This window comes from Cyanobium sp. BA20m-14, from assembly GCF_024346295.1.
Genome location: NZ_JAGQCR010000062.1, coordinates 1 through 14111 on the forward strand (window position 1 = coordinate 1; position 14111 = coordinate 14111).

General features: G+C 65.8%; 14 protein-coding genes and 2 pseudogenes. 5 read left to right on the top strand and 11 right to left on the bottom strand.

Annotated features, from left to right (window positions below; translation table 11 throughout):
* A pseudogene (locus KBZ07_RS07660) lies at positions 1–333 on the top strand (ABC transporter ATP-binding protein); the annotation flags it as partial.
* A gap of 54 nt (positions 334–387) precedes the next feature.
* Here KBZ07_RS07660 and gloB read toward each other — a convergent pair.
* Positions 388–1131 (bottom strand): hydroxyacylglutathione hydrolase, encoded by a 744-nt coding sequence (gloB, locus tag KBZ07_RS07665; RefSeq protein WP_254931057.1) that lies wholly within the window; start codon positions 1129–1131, stop codon positions 388–390.
* Positions 1132–1160: 29 nt separating this feature from the next.
* On the opposite strand from gloB, the gene hisG reads away from it, so the two are divergent.
* Genes hisG through KBZ07_RS07680 form a run of 3 tightly spaced genes read left to right on the top strand, consistent with a single transcriptional unit; the run spans position 1161 to position 4152 of the window.
* Positions 1161–1808 (top strand): ATP phosphoribosyltransferase, encoded by a 648-nt coding sequence (gene hisG / locus KBZ07_RS07670; RefSeq protein WP_254931058.1) that lies wholly within the window; start codon positions 1161–1163, stop codon positions 1806–1808.
* Positions 1808–3607 carry an ABC transporter ATP-binding protein gene (locus KBZ07_RS07675; protein WP_254931059.1) on the top strand — a complete coding sequence of 600 codons (1800 nt, stop codon included), beginning with the start codon at positions 1808–1810 and terminating at the stop codon, positions 3605–3607. The genes hisG and KBZ07_RS07675 overlap by 1 nt, the downstream gene beginning before the upstream one ends.
* A 56-nt stretch (positions 3608–3663) precedes the next feature.
* Positions 3664–4152, top strand: a complete 489-nt coding sequence (locus tag KBZ07_RS07680; RefSeq protein ID WP_254931060.1) for a GNAT family N-acetyltransferase — start codon at positions 3664–3666, stop codon at positions 4150–4152.
* Here KBZ07_RS07680 and KBZ07_RS07685 read toward each other — a convergent pair.
* Genes KBZ07_RS07685 through KBZ07_RS07700 form a run of 4 tightly spaced genes read right to left on the bottom strand, consistent with a single transcriptional unit; the run spans position 4149 to position 7507 of the window.
* Entirely contained in the window at positions 4149–5006 is an 858-nt protein-coding gene (locus KBZ07_RS07685; RefSeq protein ID WP_315860147.1) for a bestrophin family ion channel, read from the bottom strand. The two genes, KBZ07_RS07680 and KBZ07_RS07685, sit on opposite strands and share 4 nt — an antisense overlap.
* Entirely contained in the window at positions 4942–5778 is an 837-nt protein-coding gene (locus KBZ07_RS07690; protein WP_315859863.1) for a TIGR04283 family arsenosugar biosynthesis glycosyltransferase, read from the bottom strand. The genes KBZ07_RS07685 and KBZ07_RS07690 overlap by 65 nt, the downstream gene beginning before the upstream one ends.
* The gene (locus tag KBZ07_RS07695) at positions 5769–6386 is read right to left on the bottom strand and encodes a TIGR04282 family arsenosugar biosynthesis glycosyltransferase (protein WP_254931062.1); all 618 of its coding nucleotides are present in this window, start codon (positions 6384–6386) and stop codon (positions 5769–5771) included. Before KBZ07_RS07695 ends, KBZ07_RS07690 begins: the two co-directional genes overlap by 10 nt.
* Positions 6383–7507 carry a trypsin-like peptidase domain-containing protein gene (locus tag KBZ07_RS07700; RefSeq protein WP_254931063.1) on the bottom strand — a complete coding sequence of 375 codons (1125 nt, stop codon included), beginning with the start codon at positions 7505–7507 and terminating at the stop codon, positions 6383–6385. Before KBZ07_RS07700 ends, KBZ07_RS07695 begins: the two co-directional genes overlap by 4 nt.
* A gap of 95 nt (positions 7508–7602) precedes the next feature.
* Between KBZ07_RS07700 and dnaA the strand changes: the two genes are divergently transcribed.
* Positions 7603–9006 carry a chromosomal replication initiator protein DnaA gene (gene dnaA, locus KBZ07_RS07705; RefSeq protein WP_396123418.1) on the top strand — a complete coding sequence of 468 codons (1404 nt, stop codon included), beginning with the start codon at positions 7603–7605 and terminating at the stop codon, positions 9004–9006.
* Between the two features lie 29 nt (positions 9007–9035).
* Here the strand turns inward: dnaA and KBZ07_RS07710 are convergent, their stop codons facing one another.
* The 6 genes and pseudogenes from KBZ07_RS07710 to KBZ07_RS07735 all read right to left on the bottom strand — a co-directional run.
* The gene (locus tag KBZ07_RS07710; protein WP_254931064.1) at positions 9036–9518 is read right to left on the bottom strand and encodes a hypothetical protein; all 483 of its coding nucleotides are present in this window, start codon (positions 9516–9518) and stop codon (positions 9036–9038) included.
* Positions 9519–9550: 32 nt separating this feature from the next.
* Entirely contained in the window at positions 9551–10471 is a 921-nt protein-coding gene (gene cbbX, locus KBZ07_RS07715; RefSeq protein WP_254931065.1) for a CbbX protein, read from the bottom strand.
* Between the two features lie 31 nt (positions 10472–10502).
* Positions 10503–10760, bottom strand: a complete 258-nt coding sequence (locus KBZ07_RS07720; protein WP_254931066.1) for a 4a-hydroxytetrahydrobiopterin dehydratase — start codon at positions 10758–10760, stop codon at positions 10503–10505.
* A gap of 3 nt (positions 10761–10763) precedes the next feature.
* Positions 10764–11903: a CO2 hydration protein gene (locus tag KBZ07_RS07725; RefSeq protein WP_254931067.1), complete on the bottom strand. Its 1140-nt coding sequence runs from the start codon at positions 11901–11903 to the stop codon at positions 10764–10766.
* Entirely contained in the window at positions 11903–13429 is a 1527-nt protein-coding gene (locus tag KBZ07_RS07730; RefSeq protein ID WP_254931068.1) for an NADH-quinone oxidoreductase subunit M, read from the bottom strand. Before KBZ07_RS07730 ends, KBZ07_RS07725 begins: the two co-directional genes overlap by 1 nt.
* Positions 13430–13439: 10 nt before the next feature.
* Positions 13440–14111 (bottom strand): annotated as a pseudogene (locus KBZ07_RS07735) (NAD(P)H-quinone oxidoreductase subunit F); the annotation flags it as partial.

The window sequence follows — 14111 nt, forward strand, 5'->3', positions numbered from 1 at the left end:
CCGCTCGGTAGCCTGGACTGCCTAGCAGCTCCGCCAGCCAACGCTGCTCCACCTACCCCCCCGGCCCCCGCCGACAGCGAGCCCCTGGAGGTGCTGGTGAGCCCGGATGGGATCGAGCTCCAGCTCGATCCCCAGGGGGAAGCCTGGCTCCAGGGCCGGGAATTTCTGGGTCGGGAGTGGCTCTACCAGGTGCAGCTGGGCGAACTCAAGTTGAGACTGCGCCTACCACTGGAAGCCGAATACGGCCGGGGCCAGAGCTGCCAGCTGCAGCTGCGCCCCGGATCCCCGGCGATGCTCTTCCCATCCCGCCAACCGCTCCAGGCCCTGGGCTGAGCTCCCTGCCCACTGCCAACTGCCCACTGCCAACTCTCCCCTGCACTGCTCCAGCTAGCCCTGCCACTGGTCCTTGCTGCGGCGCAGCACGGCCAACTGCTCCGAATTGGTCGCCCGCACAAACAGGTTGGTGGCCCGCTCCATCCCAACCGTGCTGGGAATCGTGGCGGCACCCCTGGCGCGGGTGGAAGTCACAGCCGCTAGGCGCTCCCGAATCGGCCCAGCGGCGCCATCCTCGGCATCCACGGTGGCGGCAGCCCAGCGCAGGTTGGCCTCGGTGTATTCGTGGGCGCACCACACCTGGGTGTCAGCAGGAAGCTCGGCCAGCCGCTGCAGCGAAGCCCGCATCTGAGCCGCACTGCCCTCAAACAGGCGTCCGCAGCCCCCGGCAAACAGCGTGTCGCCGCAGAAGAGGTGCCCCGAAGCCGGCAGGTAGTAGGCGATGTGGGCGCGGGTGTGGCCCGGCACATCGATCACCTGCACCGTCTCCCCCAGCAGCTCAAAGCGATCACCACCGGCAACGCCCCTGGTTTGCAGGGGAATGCGCGCCCGGTCCTCGCGACTGGCCAGCACCGCCGCACCGGGCCAACGGGCAAGCAGACCCGGCGTACCACCAATGTGGTCGCTGTGGTGGTGGGTATGCAGGATCGCCACCAGCTCAAGCCCCTGCCGCTCCAGCGCCGCGATCACCGGCTCGGCAAGGGCCGGATCCACCACCACCGCCAGGCCCTGGCGGTGCAACACAAAGACGTAGTTATCCCGCAGGAGCGGAACCAATTCAACGCTGAGTTGCTGCATCGTTAAAGTCCAGCTTGAGGCGCACAACCATGATCACCGTCGCCCTGGCCAAAGGCGCGCTCCTGAAGGATTCGGTGGCCCGCTTCGCCGCCGCCGGTTTCGACTTTTCAGCCCTGCTGGACCCCGATAACCGCCAGCTGATGGTGCCCAGTGCCTGTGGCCAGGCCAGGGCGCTGCTGGTGCGCAATGCCGATGTGCCGGTGTACGTGGCCTATGGGCAGGCCCAGCTGGGTGTGGTGGGCTACGACGTGATCCGCGAGCACCAGTTGCCGGTGGCCCAGTTGCTGGATCTCGGCTTCGGCAGCTGCCGCATGAGCGTGGCCGTCAAGGCCAGCAGTGGCTACCGGCGGGCGGCTGACCTGCCTGCCCACTGCCGGGTGGCAAGCAAGTTCACCGGCTGCGCCCAGGCCTTTTTCAATGCTCTGGACCTACCTGTGGAGCTGATCCATCTGGCCGGCTCAGTGGAGCTGGGGCCGATCACCGGCATGAGTGAGGCGATCGTGGACCTGGTGGCCACCGGCCGCACCCTGGAAGAGAACGGCCTGGTTGCCATCGAGGATCTTTTTCTGAGCACCGCCAGGCTGGTGGGCCACCCCCTAGCCCTGCGGCTCGACGACGGTTCACTTCAGAGGACCATCGATCGGCTCGGGGTAGCCGTGCCCCAGCGGGGCCGCTGATGGCCCGCCTCGACCGGCAACGCTTAGCCCGCCTGCTGCCCTACCTGGGCAGGGACCGCCGCCGCCTCGGCCTCACCCTGCTGCTGCTGATCCCGGTGGCCTTTGCCGCGGCGGTGCAACCCCTGCTGGTGGGCCAGGCGATCTCCGTGTTGCGGCGCGAGCCCACCCTGGGCTGGCTCGACGGCATGCCCGTGGCCGCCGCCCTGCGCCTGCTGGTGCTGCTGCTGCTGCTGGCCGTAATGCTGCGGCTGGGGCTGCAGGGCATCCAGACCTTCAACGTCCAGGCCGTCGGCCAACGGCTCACCGCCCGCATCCGCAACGACCTGTTCGCCCATGCGATGGCCCTGTCGCTGCGCTTCCATGACCGCACGCCCGTGGGCAAGCTGCTCACCCGGCTGACCAGCGATGTCGATGCTCTGGCCGAAGTCTTCGGCAGTGGGGCCGTGGGGGTGCTGGCCGACCTGGTGACCCTGCTGGTGATCGCGGTCACGATGATCTCGATCGAATGGCGCCTGGGCCTGCTGCTGCTGGTCAGCCAGGTGCCTGTGGTTTTAGGCATCCTCTGGCTGCAGGGGCGCTATCGCAAGGCCAACTACCGGGTGAGGGAAGAGCTAAGCCAGCTCAATGCCGACCTCCAGGAGAACCTCCAGGGGCTGGAGGTGGTGCAGATGTTCCGGCGCGAGGCTGCAAACAGTGCCCGCTTCGCCCAAGTAACCAATGCCTACCGGGAGGCTGTGACCGGCACAATCCTCTACGAAAGCTCGATCTCGGCCTTGATCGAGTGGGTTGCCCTCAGCGCCATCGCCGTGGTGCTGGCCCTAGGCGGCTGGATGGTGCTCGGCAGCACCATGGGGCTCGGCACCCTCACCACCTTCATCCTCTATTCCCAGCGGCTGTTCGACCCACTGCGCCAACTGGCTGAGCGCTTCACCCAGATCCAGGGCGGCCTCACCGCCGTTGAGCGCATCGGCGAACTGCTCGAGCAGCCGATCGAAATCGCAGATCTGCCCGCCAGTGACCGCACGGCCGCCGCCATTCGCAGCGGCAGCGAGCGGGCCAGTGCCGGCGAGGTGATTTTTGAGCAGGTCAGCTTTTCCTACCGCCCGGACGACCCGATCCTCAGCGACCTCTCCTTCCGCATCGCCCCGGGCGAGCACGTGGCCCTGGTCGGGCCGACCGGCTCTGGCAAAACCACCGTGATCCGTCTGCTCTGCCGGCTCTATGAACCCCAGCAGGGGCGGATCCTGCTGGATGGCATCGACATCCGCCAATTGCCCATTCCCACCCTGCGGCAGCGCCTGGGCGTGGTGCTGCAGGACACCTTCCTATTCAGCGGCAACGTGGCCGACAACCTGCGCCTCGATGCGCCCATCAGCAGCGACCAGCTGCAAGGGCTCTGCGCCGAGCTGGGCCTCGATCCCCTGCTGCGCCGCCTGCCCGATGGCCTGGCCACCGAGCTGCGGGAGCGGGGCGGCAACCTCTCCTCCGGCGAGCGCCAGTTGCTCTCGGTGGCGCGGGTGGCAATCCGCGATCCGTCGGTGCTGGTCATGGATGAGGCCACCGCCTTCATGGATCCCTCCACCGAGGCCACCCTGCAGCGCGACCTCGACAAGCTGCTGCACGGCCGCACCGCGATCGTGATTGCCCACCGCCTGGCAACGGTGGAGGCCTCCGACCGCATCCTGGTGTTGCGCAAGGGTCACCTGATCGAGCAGGGCACCCACAGCCAGCTGCGTCAGCAGGGGGGTGTCTACGCCCAGCTAGCCGACCTGCAGGAGCGGGGGCTGGCGGCCCTCTGAGCCAGCTCGAAGCGGCCATCGGGCAGGATCGTTTGATTGCGTCGCACGCGGCAGTCGTGGCCTCCGCCGAGCTCCTCACCAGCCTCTACGGGGAACGGCACCGGCTTTGCCCGACGCCCAATCCCCAGCTGAGCCTGGTGCTCAGCTGCGACCGGGCCATCGACCTGATCGAACTCGAGCAGCTCTGTGATGCGGTGGGCTGGAGCCGCCGGCCCCTGCGCCGGGTGCGCAAGGCACTGGAGCACAGCCTGCTGCGGGTGGGCCTATGGCGACACGACCCACGCCTGCCCAAGCTGGTGGGCTTCGCCCGCTGCACCGGCGACGGCATTGTGGAGGCCACCGTTTGGGATGTGGCAGTCCATCCCCTCTACCAAGGGGCGGGACTGGGCAAGCAGCTGATGGTCTACGTGCTCGACCAGCTGCGGGCGATGGAGGTGGATCGGGTGAGCCTGTTCGCCGACCCCGAAGTGGTGAAGTTCTACGCCGCCCAGGGCTGGGAGCTCGAACCCCAACAGCGGCGCTGCGCCTTCTGGTATGCGCCCTAGGTCCAGAGGCTGGGATCCTGCGAGAGCGGCAGGCGGGCCAAGGGATGGTCAGGGCCCAGCAGATCGGAGCTGATACGAGCGCACATCAGATCTAACGGCAAGCTGAAACTGCTGCCGTCACGATCAAATGGTCCCTCCACATAGGCACCGACGCGTTCAGCTACCAAAAAGGCCAGGAACAACAGAATCCCCGTAATAGCCGAATGGTTGGAGGTAAAGTCCAGGAAGATTGTATACCCAAAGATCCAACTGAGCAGCCTGATGAAGACATCATAAACCGGAGGCAGTGGTGTATTTCGAACCTTCTCCAACCCCCCAACCGCATCGGTGAAGGATTCGGCGCAGCGCAGCAGCACGTCCCTGCCCCAGGGGCTGATGGCCCGGCGCTGGCGCAGGCGGCCAATCGCAGCAGCCCGAGCCCGGTAGGAATGATTCAGGGTGGTCTCCGCTGGCAAACCAAGGCTTGCGCAGAGGCGGTTAACCGCTTCGCGGGCATCCTGGCGCCAATAGCCACGCAGCTCGAAATTCAGCAGCCAAACCTGCAACACCTGCAGGCCCACCAGGCGGTTTTCCTCTCCCCGCCAGGCACTGTCACTGCAGAGCAGGGTGTGCAGACAATCGCGCCAGTGACGGCTCACATTGGTGACTGCTCCCCAGAGGGTGCGGGCCTCCCACCACCGGCTGATCGCCTCGGAATTGCGGAGGGCCAGCAGGATGGATACGGCCGTGCCCATGATCGCCAGCCCTCCCACATCGATGATGTCGATCCGCTTGATCAACCCCTGCGGTTCAAGGGCAAGAGTGATGCCGCACAGGAGGGCGACAAGCAGCAGATCCAGCTTCATGCGCAGCACCAGCTGGCTCAGAACGCGCGGGATCTGACGCCGGGCCAGGCGAGGGGGCAAGGAAGCAGATTCCATGGCGGCGAGTCTGCTCGATGCCGTAATAGGCCGCAGCCAGCTGCTCGGCGCTGTGGCCCCGCCGCCAGGCACGCCGCAGGCGGGCATTGGCCAGGGTGGTCTGCCAGATGCCCAGGGCCCGCCAGCGGCGCCCATCCACCCGCAGCGTTGCCCCCAGCGAGTGCAGGCGGGTGTGCTGGCGCAGGCGCTGCACCAGTTCCAGGTCTTCCATCAGGGGGATGGGTGCCACACCCCCGGCGACGGCCAGCAGGCTGCGGGGCAGCAGCAACCCCTGGTCGCCATAGGGAAGCTGGCGCCAGCGGCTGCGCAGCGCCACCCCCAGCTCCACCAGCCGCAGGGCCGGGCTGGGGGCATCGATCGCCAGGTTGAAATACCAGGCCGCCGGCGGGCGCCCCAGGGCGGTGGCCAGGGCCGCCTGCCAGCCGGCCCCCAGGCGGGCATCGGCGTGGAGCAGCAGCAGCCAGGCCCCACTGCTGCGGGATACTCCTAGGGCCAGCTGCCGTCCCCGGCCCGGGCTGCAGGCCAGCACCCGTGCTCCCGCGAGGGCCGCCAGCCGAGGTGTGCCATCAACACTGGCCCCATCCACCACCAGCACCTCGGTCACCAGCTGGGGCGCCGTCGCCAGATCGGCCAGCAGCAGCGGCAGCCGCGCCGCCTCATTGCGGGCCGCGATCACCACCGAAATCCCAGCCGGGCTCAGCGCCATGGCCCCAGGTCCTCCCCCCTATCCAGGTCCCTGCGCCAGGGCAGCAGGGCCGGCTCCAGGCCCCGGCGCGCCAGGGCGGCGAGGGTTTGCTCCAGCACCTGCTCGCTGCCCCAGGCGATCCCCTCCATCAGGGCCGGCTCGGGCCTGCGCAAACCGATCAGCCAGTAGCCCCCGTCGCAGGCAGGGCCGAGCACCGCTTCCTGGTGATCCAACGCCGCAAAGGCCGAGGCCAGATCGGCCCGCTCCAGCTGGGGCAGGTCACTGCCGATCAACACCACCCGCCGGGCCCGTTCGGTGGCCGCCCGCTGGAACTGGCGCTGCATGCGCACCCCGAGCCCCCCTCGCCCCTGCAGCACGATGCGGCCCACCCCAAGCTGGTCGCCCAGGCGCCGGGCAGCCCGGGGGGCGAGCCCATCGATCGCCAGCACCAGCTCAATGCCCAGCTGACGGGCCAGCTGGCGGGCCACCGCCAGGGTGTGGCCGGTGAGCCGGGCCTGGACCCGCGCCGCCGCCTCCGCCCCAAGGCTGGAGGCCAACCGCCGCTTGCAGCGCCCCGGCGCCGGCCAGCGGGCCAGCACCACCAGCTGGCTGGCAACCGAGCGGCTCAACCCCGGCGCGGCAATTCCTTGGGCTTGAGCTCTAGGTTGAGGCGCTGCTCACCGCGGCGCAGCGCCACGGCCAGGGGCTGGCCCACCGTGCCCTGGTCCACCGCCAGCTGCACCTCGGAGGGGTTCCGCACCGCCTTGCCGCCAACCTGCTCGATCAGGTCGCAGGGCTTGAGACCACCGCTGGCGGCGGGGCTGCCCGCCATCACCTCCACCACCACCACCCCGTTCACCTCCGGTAGGCGGCATTCATCGGTGCTGGCGTTGATCTCCCGGGCCAGTTGGGGAGTGAGGGCCTGGAGGCGAACGCCGATGTAGGGATGGCTGGCCGAACCGCGCTCCAGGATCTGGGCGGCGATCTGGCGGGCCACATTGATCGGGATCGCAAAACTTAGGCCCGCCCCCGGTGCCTGGCGGATAGCGGTGTTGATGCCGATCACCTGGCCGCGATCGTTGATCAGCGGGCCGCCGCTGTTGCCTGGATTCACGGCGGCGTCGGTTTGGATGTATGGCACCCGCTGGCCCTCACCCACCGCATTGGTGCGCTGGATGGCACTGATGATCCCGGCGGTCACCGTGTTGTCCAAGCCGAGGGGATTGCCGATGGCGATCGCCACTTCGCCTGGGCGCACCCTGGTGGAATCCCCCAGGGGGGCCACCGGCAGTTTCGAGGCAACCACCTTGACCACGGCCACATCGGTGAGGGGGTCACTGCCGAGCACCTTGCCGTTGAAGCTGCGGCCATCGGGCAGGGTCACGGTCACCTCGCTGGCCCCCTCCACCACATGGGCATTGGTCAGCAGCACCCCATCAGAGCGGGTGATGAAGCCCGATCCCTGGCCCTGCTGTTGCTCAATCGTTGGGCCCCGCCCAAATAGCCCGCCCAGGGGGTTCACCATGCGCTTGACGGTGTCGATCCGCACCACCGCTGGGCCCACCTTGGCCACCGCATCGACGATCAGCGTGCTGCCCTGCTGCAGGGGCGGGCTGGGGGCCGCGTCGCTGATGGGAGTCTGGATGCTGGAGCGACCTGGCAGGCCGGGCAGCCCCTGGCCGCATCCCACCAACAGCAACGCGGCGGGGGCGAGCAGCGCTGCTCGGCAGCGGGGTGAAAGGGGTGGCATGGAAGCGGCCTGGGCCAGGTCTGAATCCGTTTCATTTAAGACGGCCCAGCTGCGGAGCCACGCGTAGATTCGGTTTTCACGAGCGGAAGCGATAGGTGGAGCAGGCGGTGCAGCAGGGAGATGAGCTGTGGCACCAGGTTCAGCAGGCCCTCCAGGCCAACCTCAGCAAACCAACCTTCGAAACCTGGATCCGCCCAGCCCGGTGCAGGGGCTTCAGTGCAGACCAGCTGCGGCTGGAAGCCCCCAACAACTTCGCCTGCGGCTGGCTGAGCAAGAACTATCTCGGCACGATCGAGGCTGTCGCCAGCGAGATCGCCGGCAGGCGGGTGCAGGTGCTGGTGAGTGCGGCCAGCGACGAGGATGTCCTGATCGCCCCAGCCGGCCCTGGCACGGGCAATGGCGCCGCCAAGGCTATTGCCGGCCAGCCAGCGCCAGCCAAAGCCACCGGTGAGACGCCCCGCAAGGTGGCTCCGGGGCTGAACCCCCGCTACGTGTTCAACCGCTTTGTGGTGGGGCCCAACAGCCGCATGGCCCACGCCGCCTCCCTGGCGGTGGCGGAAGCGCCCGGGCGGGAATTTAACCCCCTCTTTCTCTGCGGCGGGGTGGGGCTGGGCAAAACCCACTTGATGCAGGCGATCGGCCACTACCGGCTGGAAATAAACCCGGAGGCGCGGGTGTTCTACGTGAGCAGCGAATCCTTCACCAATGACCTGATTCAGGCGATCCGCAAAGACAGCATGCAGGCCTTTCGCGACCGCTACCGCGCCGCCGACCTGATCCTGGTGGATGACATCCAGTTCATCGAGGGCAAGGAGTACACCCAGGAAGAGTTTTTCCACACCTTCAATGCCCTCCATGAGGCGGGCCGCCAGATCGTGATCGCCTCCGATCGCCCCCCAAACCAGATCCCGAAGCTGCAGGAGCGGCTGATCTCCCGCTTCTCGATGGGACTGATCGCCGACATCCAGGCGCCAGACCTGGAAACCCGCATGGCCATCCTGCACAAGAAGGCCGAACAGGAGCAGATGGTGCTGCCCCGCGACCTGATCCAGTTCATCGCCGGCCGCTTCACCTCAAATATCCGCGAGCTGGAGGGGGCCCTGACCCGGGCGGTGGCCTTCGCTTCCATCACAGGCCTGCCGATGACGGTGGAATCGGTGGCACCGATGCTCGATCCAGCCGGTGGCGATGTGGAGGTCAAACCGATCCAGGTGATCGAAAAGGTGGCGGAGGTTTTCGGTGTCGGCATCGAGGAAATGCTCAGCGCCAGTCGCAAACGGGCCGTCAGCAGGGCCCGTCAGGTGGGCATGTACCTGATGCGCCAGAGCACAAACCTGAGCTTGCCGCGCATCGGCGAGGCCTTCGGCGGTAAGGACCACTCCACGGTGATGTACGCCGTCGAGCAGATCGACCTCAAGCTGAACAATGATCCTGCCCTTTCACGCCAAGTGCAGCAGGTGCGAGACCTGCTGCAGATCGATTCACGCAAACGCCGCTAGCCCAGCCAAGCTCAACGGCAGCCCTGCACTCAACGGCAGCCCTGTGCAGAGATCCGATAGCTGAAGCCCAGGGCAGCGGGGTCGTTGCTGGCTCCCACCTTGAAGTTAATTTGGGAGGTCTGCTTGCCAGGCACCGCTGGGAAGGGGCCAAACATCTTGCCGGTACCCATGGGCGGATTCATCAGGTTATTAAACAGCTGCAGGCTGGAACCATCGCTGAACTTCATATAGCCCTCCACCGGATACTGGGCATTGGCATCAGATGAATTAGCGGTGAAAAAGAACTTATAACTGGTGTATGGCTTGGTAACAAAAAAGTCGGTGTTCCAATTGGTCTTGCCGATCAACTTGCCCCGACCCACCGACTTTGAAACGATCGGTGAGGTGCCGTTGCCTCCTACCGGCTGCAGGAAGGTGCAGGTGGGTGCGGCGGTGGCTGCCGGCTGGGCCAGGCCCAGCCCCAAAGCAAGGGCCAGGGGGAGCAGCGGGCGGGCGGGGATCGAAAGGCGCATGGGGAGGAGGGGAGAGGGATAGGTATTAAACCTTAGGACAGCGGCCTGGCCGGGTCGCTTCCCTCCAGTTCGCCGGCAAACACCCGGCTGATCGTGATGTCTACCGCTTCGAGCGTCATCAGATCCAGCTTGGTAAGTGGGCTGCCCATGCGGCTGAACAGCCGGTTGGCCTGGCGCATGCGGGCCCGGTCGATCGCATTGCGGATTGAGCGGGCATTGGCAAAAAAGGGCAGCTGCATGCGGCGCTGGATGTATTCGGCAAAGGCCAGGCTGGCTTCTTCACTGAAACGGTAGTTTTCAGCAGCCAGAATCAATTGGGCGATCGCCAGCAGCTCCGCAGCAGAGTAGTCGGGAAAATCAATGTGATTTGCCACCCTGGAGGAGAGGCCGGGGTTGCTCTGATAGAAGATATCCATTCGCTCCTTATAGCCAGCAAAGATAACCACCAGATCATCCCGGTTGCCCTCCATCACCTGGAGCAATATTTCAATCGCCTCGGCGCCATAGTCGCGCTCATTTTCCGGGCGGTAGAGGTAATAAGCCTCATCAATGAACAGCACCCCGCCCATCGCTTTTTTGAGCATCTCCCGCGTTTTAGGGGCCGTGTGGCCGATGTACTGACCCACCAGGTCGTCTCGGGTGGCCGTAACCATGTGGCCCTTGCGCACGTAGCCCAGGCCATGCAGGATCTTGCTCATGCGCTCTGCCACCGTGGTCTTGCCGGTGCCCGGCCGCCCCGTGAACGACATGTGCAGGCTCGGTGGGGTGGTCTCCAGGCCTACCTGCTGACGCGCCCTATCCACCACCAACAGGGCAGCGATCTCCCGGATCCGGGCTTTCACTGGCCGCAGACCGATCAGCTCCCGATCCAGCTGGTCCAGCATCGCCTGAATACCCGCCCCGTCATAGGCCGATTGCAGGTCGATCAGGGTGTCGTCAGAGGGGTAACCCATGCCAATAAAGGGAAAACAGGGTTGCAGAAAATCAGCCGACGAGCGCGTCAATCGCTGCGCTAAAGCCCCACTCAGTCTCACCAATGGGGGTGTTGTCAGCCTCAGCCCGCAGGGTGAGGTTGACGTAGGTGCGGCCGAAGCTGATATCGGGGAAGCGTTGCTGCTGCTCGCACAGGGCATTGAGCCGCTCGAGAAAGTCGCGGGTTGTGGCGTAATCGTCAAATTCCAGCCGCCTCTCCAGCCGCTCGGGCTGGTCGGGTTTGGGGCGGGGAGTCCAGGCTTGGTCCATAAATCAATCCAGGCAATCGGTGCGGGCCACCGCCAGGCGGCTGGCCCAGGCTGCGGCATAGGCGCGGTTGGCGGCCTGCTCAGCTGGATCACCGCTGCCAAGCGGGCTGGGGAAGGTGCCGCGAATCGCGGCATTGGTGACGCAGAACATCGACTTCTGGAAGCTCATACAGATCTTGACGCGCACGTCCCCCTCACCCCGGCCGCGCTGGCGATACAACTGGTGCAACCGCTCCGGCAGGTGGCGGTACATGTCCTGCATCAGCAGGCTCGGTGGGATGCCAGCTCCCATGCTCGGCAGCGGATCGGCATAGAGGGCGCCGTAGGCAAACTGGCCCTGGTCTGGCGAGATCTGCTGGGCCTGGGCGTTGAAGCTCACCGTACCCAGGAAGGGCAAACCCCTCAGGAAAACGGCCTCCACGTAGGGCACGGCCACATCCGCAAGGAAGGTGAGTCTGGCCTCCGGCGGCAACACCCACATCCGTTCACCCTCGATCTCCACCGCGTAGGTGATCGGTTGGGCGGCGGCCGCCACCAGGCCGTCCTTGATGAACTCCACCACCGCATCGATCGAGCCCACCCGCCCGGCCGCCTCGGCTGCGGCCAGATCCAGGAACAGATCGCTCATCACCCGCCAGAACTGACCCAGGGCAGAGGTGGTGGCCGCCGTGCGGATCAGCTCGATCAGGAAGCCCCGAAACACAGGGTGGAGCAGGGCCAGCAGGGGATCGCGACGGGTCTTGCGGCCAATGATTGCGCGGCAATTGGCGGCAAAAGGCTCCGAATCCAGATAGGCATCGAGGCCGCCAGTGCCATGCCAGAGCATGGCTTTCATGCAGTATTCGGCATACTCAAAATTGATCCTGTCGTGATTTAGATGGCGCCAGATCTTGGCCACACTCTTGTCGCCATCGAGATATTTAAACAGCGGGAAGGGCAGCAGAAATTGCTGCTCGGCCTGGAAGATCAGGTTTTTGCTGTAGGCATCGAGCACCTGGCCGTAGCTTTCCAGCACATCCACCACCTCGATCAGGTGCTCGGCCGTGTTGCTCAGCAGGGTTTGGCCGGCCAGCAGGGAGGCCTCCAGCTCGGCGGCGCTGGGCATGCCGCCGCTGCGCACCAGTTCAGCAGAAATGATCGGCATCAGCCCAGGCCTCCGGAATACACGGCGGCCGCCAGGGCTGGCAACTGGACCATGGCCGTGCTGGCGGCCTCGCTCAGGCGGCCCAGGCCGTAGGGCAGCAAGCCGATCGCAAACACGGCCACAGCCAGGGCCATCGCCGGGATGGTTTCGCGCGGAGCCACCGCGGCCAGATTCACATCGAGCCGGCCATGGGCCACTGGATCGATGGGCGGAGTAACCGCCAGCCGGCCAAAGAAGGCCCGGTTCACCAGCAGCAAAAAGTAAACAGCAGTAAGCCCCGAACCCACCATCGACAGCAGGGTGGCAAAAGGGAACGCACCGATACTGCCGCGGAACACCATGAACTCGGAAATGAAGCCAGCCATGCCAGGCATGCCGGCGCTGGCCATTACCCCCACAATCATCAAAGTGCCGGTAAATGGCAGGCCCCGTTCGGGGTTGAGCAGGCCGTGCAGCACCGTGAGGTCGCGGGTGCCGGTTTTGCGGTAAACGATTCCCACCAGCAGAAACAGCAGGGCTGAGATCAGGCCGTGGGCCACCATCTGGAACACTGCCCCGAGGATCGCTATGGGCGTGGCCGCTGCTGCAGCCAGCAGGATGTAGCCCATGTGGCCGACGGAGCTGTAGGCCACCATGCGTTTCATGTCCTTTTGGGCGATCGCCGCCAGCGAACCAAACAGCACCGAAACCGCCGCCCAGATCGCCAGGCCAGGGGCCAAAAGGGCCCAGGCCTCGGGGAACAGACCCATGCAGAAACGCAGTAACCCATAGGTGCCCAGCTTCAGCAGCACCCCGGCCAGCAGCACCGAAACCGGCGTGGAGGCCTGGGTGTGGGCATCGGGGAGCCAGTTGTGGAAGGGGAATAGGGGCACCTTGATGCCGAAGCCGATCAGCAGGGCGCCAAGTAGCAGCAGCTGGCTGCCCATGGCCAGCCGTTCACCGGTGATCGGCGTGAGGCTGAAGTCCGCGGTGCCCGTCAACAGGGCCAGCCCCAGAAAAGCCCCCAGGATCAACATGCCGGAAACGGCAGTAAATATCAGAAACTTGGTGGCCGCATAGGCCCGGTTGACTCCGCCCCAGATGGCGATCAGGCCCCAGAGGGGGATCAGTTCGAGCTCGTAGAAAAGGAAAAAGAGCAGCAGGTTTTCGGCGAGAAAGGCCCCATTGACAGACCCACTGATCACCAGCAGCAGCAAAAAATAAACGCGCGGCCGCTTGTCGATGTCGCGGGTGCAGATGGCCGAAACCAGCGTCAAAGCAGCGTTGATCAGCACCAGTGGCAAGGACAGGCCATCCACGCCGAGCTTGTATTCGAGCCCCAGGCTCTCCACCCAGGGCAGGGATTCCTGCAACTGCATGGCGCTGTTGGCGGGGTCGAAGCGGGCCAGCACCACCAGGCTCCAGGCCAGCTGCAGGCCCAACACCACCAGCGTCACCGTGCGCATGCGACCCTCCGCCGGCCGCCCGGGCCAGAAGGCCAGCAACAGGGCTCCGGCAAAGGGAATCAGTAGCAGCAGGCTCAGCATCTTGTTCTCCTCATCCGCGCAGCCCCTGCAGCGGCAACCACTGCAGCGAGGCCAGCAGCAACAGGATCGCCGCAAGCACCGTCAGCACATAGCTCTGCAGCTGGCCGCTCACCCCTAGCTTGAGACCCTCGGCGCTGGCCAGCGACAGCCGGCCGATCCCGTTCACCAGGCCATTCACCAGGGTCTGGTCTATCCAGTTCGAGAGCCGGGCTAGACCAGCCACCGCCGCCACGATCGTGGCGCGGTAGATCCGGTCGGTGTAAAAGTCGGAGGCGAGCAGGTCCTGCAGCAGCCGCAGCGACCGGGTCGTCGAGCGGGACCAGAACTTGTTCAGTGACACCAGGGAGCCGCCCAGCGCCCCCACCAGGCCGCTGGCCGTTACGGCCAGGGCCACGGGCCAGGAGAAGGAGGCGAGGGCGGGAACTGAATGGAGGCGAGCCATCAGGAGGGGCATCAGCACCACCAGCACCGTCAGGCTGACCATCGGCAGGGCCATCAGCCAGTTCACCTCGGGGGCGCGCTTGGTTTTAGGCAGGGGCGGGCCCATGAACACGTGGCGGAATACCCGAATGAAGTTGAAGGCTGTCAGACCGTTGGTGAGCAGCAGAACGGCGGCAAAGAAGGGGTACTGGCTTGCAAATCTCTCCACCAGCAGCCCGAAGCACCAGAAGCAGCCCAGGGG

Coding starts and splice junctions, on each gene's coding strand:
- gloB (WP_254931057.1), bottom strand. CDS start 1,131: ATGCAGCAACTCAGCGTTGAATTGGTTCCGCTCCTGCGGGATAACTAC.
- KBZ07_RS07675 (WP_254931059.1), top strand. CDS start 1,808: ATGGCCCGCCTCGACCGGCAACGCTTAGCCCGCCTGCTGCCCTACCTG.
- KBZ07_RS07700 (WP_254931063.1), bottom strand. CDS start 7,507: ATGCCACCCCTTTCACCCCGCTGCCGAGCAGCGCTGCTCGCCCCCGCC.
- KBZ07_RS07720 (WP_254931066.1), bottom strand. CDS start 10,760: ATGGACCAAGCCTGGACTCCCCGCCCCAAACCCGACCAGCCCGAGCGG.
- KBZ07_RS07730 (WP_254931068.1), bottom strand. CDS start 13,429: ATGCTGAGCCTGCTGCTACTGATTCCCTTTGCCGGAGCCCTGTTGCTG.
- KBZ07_RS07710 (WP_254931064.1), bottom strand. CDS start 9,518: ATGCGCCTTTCGATCCCCGCCCGCCCGCTGCTCCCCCTGGCCCTTGCT.
- KBZ07_RS07725 (WP_254931067.1), bottom strand. CDS start 11,903: ATGCCGATCATTTCTGCTGAACTGGTGCGCAGCGGCGGCATGCCCAGC.
- KBZ07_RS07690 (WP_315859863.1), bottom strand. CDS start 5,778: ATGGCGCTGAGCCCGGCTGGGATTTCGGTGGTGATCGCGGCCCGCAAT.
- cbbX (WP_254931065.1), bottom strand. CDS start 10,471: ATGGGTTACCCCTCTGACGACACCCTGATCGACCTGCAATCGGCCTAT.
- hisG (WP_254931058.1), top strand. CDS start 1,161: ATGATCACCGTCGCCCTGGCCAAAGGCGCGCTCCTGAAGGATTCGGTG.